Source organism: Pseudoalteromonas sp. Z1A6, from assembly GCF_011378745.1.
Classification (GTDB): Bacteria; Pseudomonadota; Gammaproteobacteria; order Enterobacterales; family Alteromonadaceae; genus Pseudoalteromonas; species Pseudoalteromonas arctica.
Map to the genome: position 1 here is coordinate 1 of NZ_WTKW01000320.1, position 4775 is coordinate 4775.

Below are 4775 nucleotides of genomic sequence, written 5' to 3' on the forward strand. Positions count from 1 at the left end.
AAGTCGAGCTCTTCAATTGCAATACTGTCTGTAAAGTAGTCTAGTTCTTGTAGTTCTTTACGTAGGCGCTGTTTGTCTTTTATTGCTTCTATTTCACGCCATTTTCTTTTTTTATTTTTCTGAGAGGTTTTCCTTGTTGTATCTGGTCCTTCTAATATCTCTAATATATCGTTTAGGCTATCCATGAACTTCTCCTATTGATTTTATTGACCTCAAGAATACCTATACCACAGGCCTAGTTAAAATAGAATAAAAAAGTGACAGTTATGTTACATAAGTGTGATTATTTGATGAAGGTTTATACGAAGATTATATGAAGACGATATGAGGGTTAAATAGAGAAGTAGCCTATTTTAGGCATAAAAAACGCCGCTATTGCGACGTTTTTAAAACACGATTATAGCAAATTACATTGCTTTAAAGCGCGCCTCTAGTTGTTCTTGTGCATCAGCAAAAGAGCGAATACCTTCAGCTAGTTTTTCAGTAGCCATAGCATCTTGGTTATGTAACCAACGGAACTGTGCTTCTGTTAATGGCTCTGGTTTTGGCTCTTGTGGAACATCGCTTTCAAGCAAATATTCTTGTGCGCCTTCAAGGTTACCTAAATCTTCTAAAAGATTAGGGCTAATAGTTAGCTTGTCACAACCTGTAAGTGCAATAATTTCGCCTGTATTACGGAAACTTGCACCCATCACAACTGTTTTGTAGTCATGACGTTTGTAAAATTCAAAAATGCTGCGTACAGACTGAACACCTGGATCTTGTAGCGGATCGGTTGGTTTTTCCATACCGTTAGCAACGTGCCAATCTAAAATACGGCCAACAAATGGCGAAATTAGAAATACGTTTGCATCGGCACACGCGCGAGCTTGGGCATCGCTAAATAATAAAGTAAGGTTACATTTAGTCCCTTCTTTTTCTAGTTGCTCAGCGGCTTTAATACCTTCCCATGTAGACGCTACTTTAATTAAAATTTTGTCTTTGCTTACACCTTCTTTTTCGTAAAGGCTAAGTAGGGTATGTGCTTTATCAATCGTAGCTTGCGTATTAAACGAAAGGCGTGCATCTACTTCAGTAGAAATATAACCAGGTACAATAGCGCTAATTTCTTTACCTAGTAATACGGCAAAGTAATCACATGCTAGTTCAAGTTGTTTAGCTGGCTCTTGCTCGGTTTCTTTTGCGTAGCTCCAAGCTTTATCTAGGTAAGGCTTATATGCTTCAATCTCGCTCGCTTTTAATAAAAGCGATGGGTTTGTAGTTGCATCTTCTGGTTGATGCTTTTTAATAGCTTCAATATCACCAGTGTCGGCTACGATAGATGAATGTTGTTTTAGCCTTTGTAGAGCTGAAGTCATTTGCTTTCCTCATTCCAAGCAAGTTAAAAGAAAAATCTAATCACTCTTAATATATCTAATCCATACTGCAACAGTGTGACAATGCTTGATAGGTCTTATGTCCTGATCAATAAAAAAACGGCAATGCATGGGTTATTAAGAGAGGATTTATTTAAACAAAACGTGCTTTTCGTTTCATTTAATGTTGAAATTGACACTAAATAAATTACAAGTCAATAGCTAACTATGATCACTGTTATTTCACCTGCAAAAAATCTTGATTACGAAACGCCACCCGCAACAGACAAGTTCACTCAGCCTGAATTACTAGAGCACAGCGAAGAGCTCATGAAAGTATGCCGTGAACTAACACCAGCGCAAATTGGCAGTTTAATGAAAATTAGCGACAAGCTATCTGGGCTTAACGCAGCACGCTTTAGCGAGTGGGCGCAGCCGTTTACACAAAGTAATGCTAAACAAGCAGTGCTTGCCTTTAATGGCGATGTATACGGCGGTTTAGATGCAAGCACGCTTAAAGCTAGCGAGCTTGATTATGCACAAAACCACTTACGTATCCTTTCTGGCTTATATGGCTTATTAAAACCACTTGATTTAATGCAAGCTTACCGCCTAGAAATGGGCACCAAGCTTGAAAACTCGCGTGGCAAAAACTTATACGAGTTTTGGGGCAGCGTAATAGCGAATAAATTAAACGACGTATTAAAAGCACAAGACGCGCAATACTTAGTTAACCTTGCTTCAAACGAATACTTTAAAGCGGTAGATAAGAAAGCATTAAATGCACAAATTATTACCCCACACTTTAAAGACTGTAAAAACGGTCAATACAAAGTAATTAGCTTTTACGCTAAAAAAGCACGCGGCATGATGGCGCGCTACATTATCGAAAATAAAGTAACGCAGTTAAGCCAACTTAAAGAGTTTACGGTAGCAGGTTATTACTTTAGCCCAGAGGCAACAGTTAAAGAGCTTGAGCCGGTATTTATGCGCGACGAACAAAATTAGGTTTATAAGCTTAAATAAAAAACTTAAAAGCCATGCATTGCATGGCTTTTTTGATGTTGGCGTTATATTTGCAATCTCATCTAATATTAATGAGAACACTAATTAAATAGGTGCAAATAAAATGATCAGCATTCCGTCAATTGACGAAGCCGAAAAACTAATAGAAGAAAAGCTCGGAGGGTGGTTTGATGTTGTAATAAGTCATATCCCTAATTTTATAGTTGCGATACTGATCGCAATTGTGTTTTCAATATTGGCACGCTTTGCTGGCAAGCTGATGAAAAACGTATTACGCCGCTCACTCGACTCAAAACAAATTGCCGACTTAATGGCGTCAATTTTTAAAGTTATTGTGTTGTGTATAGGCTTATTTATAGCGCTCGATTTTGTTGGCTTAAAAGGCACTGTTACCTCACTGCTTGCTGGTGCGGGTATTGTTGGTTTAGCAATTGGTTTTGCTTTTCAGGATATGACCGAAAACTTAATAGCCGGTATTGCTATGGGTGTACGCAAACCATTCAAAACAGGCGACGTAATAGAAACCGATGACGTGTTTGGTTCAATACATTCTATAAACCTACGTAACACGCTAATAGAGAGCTTTTATGGGCAGTTAATACTGGTACCAAACAAAGTATTATTTAGAAATGTACTAAAAAATTACACCACGCTAGGTGTTAGGCGCATAGAAGTACCTGTAGGTATTTCGTACGGCGACGACATAGAAAAAGCAAAGGACGTCATCGTCGAAAAAATAAATGAATTTGACTTCGTAATACGTAAAGACGAAACCGCTGTATACGCCGAAGGTTTTGGCGACAGCAGCATTAACTTACTGGTGTGGTTTTGGATTAAATACCCAGGCGAGCCTGACTTTATGACGGTACGCCATAAAGGTGTTGTTGCCGTTAAGCAAGCGCTAGACGAAGCTGACATTAGCATTCCATTCCCAATTCGTACGCTCGACTTTGGCATTAAAGGGGGCGAAAAACTCGATGCCATGATTAGCGATAAAATAAGACAGCAATCATCAAATAAAGGCAGTGGTGATGATGCTGATTCAAACCAAAGTGAGTAATTTAGTTAAAGCTCATTAGGCAAAAGCATTGGGAAATAGTTACTTACAAACAGCGCATTTTTACAGAGTAAAATTGCGCTGTTGTTTTTTATAAACGGATTATTAGCTAAAAGTTTAAATATCTAGTGTTATGTTTATTGAATATAGGAGTGTTTAATAAGTAAAAGTAGTGTTTATCCACTGACTTCCTTTGCGGCACACTTTGGAATAATGCCCCCATCTATTTCAATAACTAAATTATCCACTTTCAGTCCCGCTCGATCGGCTGAAGAACCTGTGCAAACTTTTACAATATTAACTGAGTTTATTTCAGGGCTAAAAAAACCAGAGACAGACACGCTAGCATTAAATCCAAATCACTCTTCTTCAGTATTACAAAAACTAAATATAAGCAATAGTGTAAAAATTAGGGGGTCATTTTTAGCTTCTTTTTACGCATAACAAGTTCGTAGAGTTGCGCGCTTATATTTATAAGTTAAACAGTAACCAAACGATCTATTGGCTCAATTGTTTAGATAGCTGTACTACAACGAGGATGGTAACTAATGCTGACGTAACTTGTTCTATTAGCCAAGCTACTAGTATGTTTGGTATTAATGGGATCTATCGCTTTTGTGGGAGGAATAATTACATTATATAGGTTTTATTTTATCTTTGTGCTCAGCAAAACTTGCCTTAAACAGGGTATAAAAAAGCGCAGATTGTGTTGGAGTAACAAGCCGCGCTTATGAATTAGTTATACAAATAAGTTTATGTGGTGCGTATTAAATAACGCTAATTTTATTACGAATGATTTTAACCCCATCCATATTTTCTAAAAACTTTTGAGCTAGTGCGCGCTGAAAACCAGTTTGTGCTTCACCGTATAAATCTACTTCACCATTTTTTACCTGCACACGAATATCACTTAACGCTAGGTTAGGATTAGTTCGCAGGGTGTTGGTGATAGCTTGTTGTAAGTTAGGTTGAGTGGCTACACTGCTTACTACGGCCATGTTGGTTGCTGCACTTACTTTTGTAGCGCAAGCTAATAAAAATAAACAACAAAATGATACTAAAGCGATAGTTAACTTGAAGCGGTTCATAACTTAATCCTTACATTACGGTGAATAGTGCAGCCCCAATATGGAAATTTTATCGGGCTAGTTACCTTTGTTATTACAATTTCGATGCCATAATTAATGCACTGAAATATAAGGATATTTTATTAAGTGAGAATTCAGGTGGGCAAAAATTACATTTAAATGAGTATGAGTTACATGCTTGGGTTACATATGTAACAGGTACAAACAGCAGAGCCTGCAAGGCTTGCATTAAAAAGCCGACAAAAGTCG

The 4775-nt window shown here is 37.6% G+C and carries 5 protein-coding genes; 2 read left to right on the forward strand and 3 right to left on the reverse strand.

Annotation, left to right across the window (positions count from 1 at the left end):
• A partial coding sequence (locus GQR46_RS16240; RefSeq protein ID WP_165741511.1) for a DUF3545 family protein occupies positions 1 to 185 on the reverse strand: 185 nt, incomplete at its 3' end.
• Between the two features lie 222 nt (positions 186 to 407).
• Positions 408 to 1358 (reverse strand): transaldolase, encoded by a 951-nt coding sequence (gene tal, locus GQR46_RS16245; protein WP_007376481.1) that lies wholly within the window; start codon positions 1356 to 1358, stop codon positions 408 to 410.
• A 225-nt stretch (positions 1359 to 1583) separates the two neighbouring features.
• On the opposite strand from tal, the gene yaaA reads away from it, so the two are divergent.
• Entirely contained in the window at positions 1584 to 2363 is a 780-nt protein-coding gene (gene yaaA, locus GQR46_RS16250; RefSeq protein WP_002961399.1) for a peroxide stress protein YaaA, read from the forward strand.
• Positions 2364 to 2484: 121 nt separating this feature from the next.
• Positions 2485 to 3441 (forward strand): mechanosensitive ion channel family protein, encoded by a 957-nt coding sequence (locus GQR46_RS16255; RefSeq protein WP_165741513.1) that lies wholly within the window; start codon positions 2485 to 2487, stop codon positions 3439 to 3441.
• Between the two features lie 764 nt (positions 3442 to 4205).
• Here GQR46_RS16255 and GQR46_RS16260 read toward each other — a convergent pair.
• A complete protein-coding gene (locus GQR46_RS16260; RefSeq protein WP_010553266.1) occupies positions 4206 to 4526 on the reverse strand; it encodes a BON domain-containing protein in 321 nt (106 codons plus the stop codon).
• Positions 4527 to 4775 lie beyond the last annotated feature (249 nt).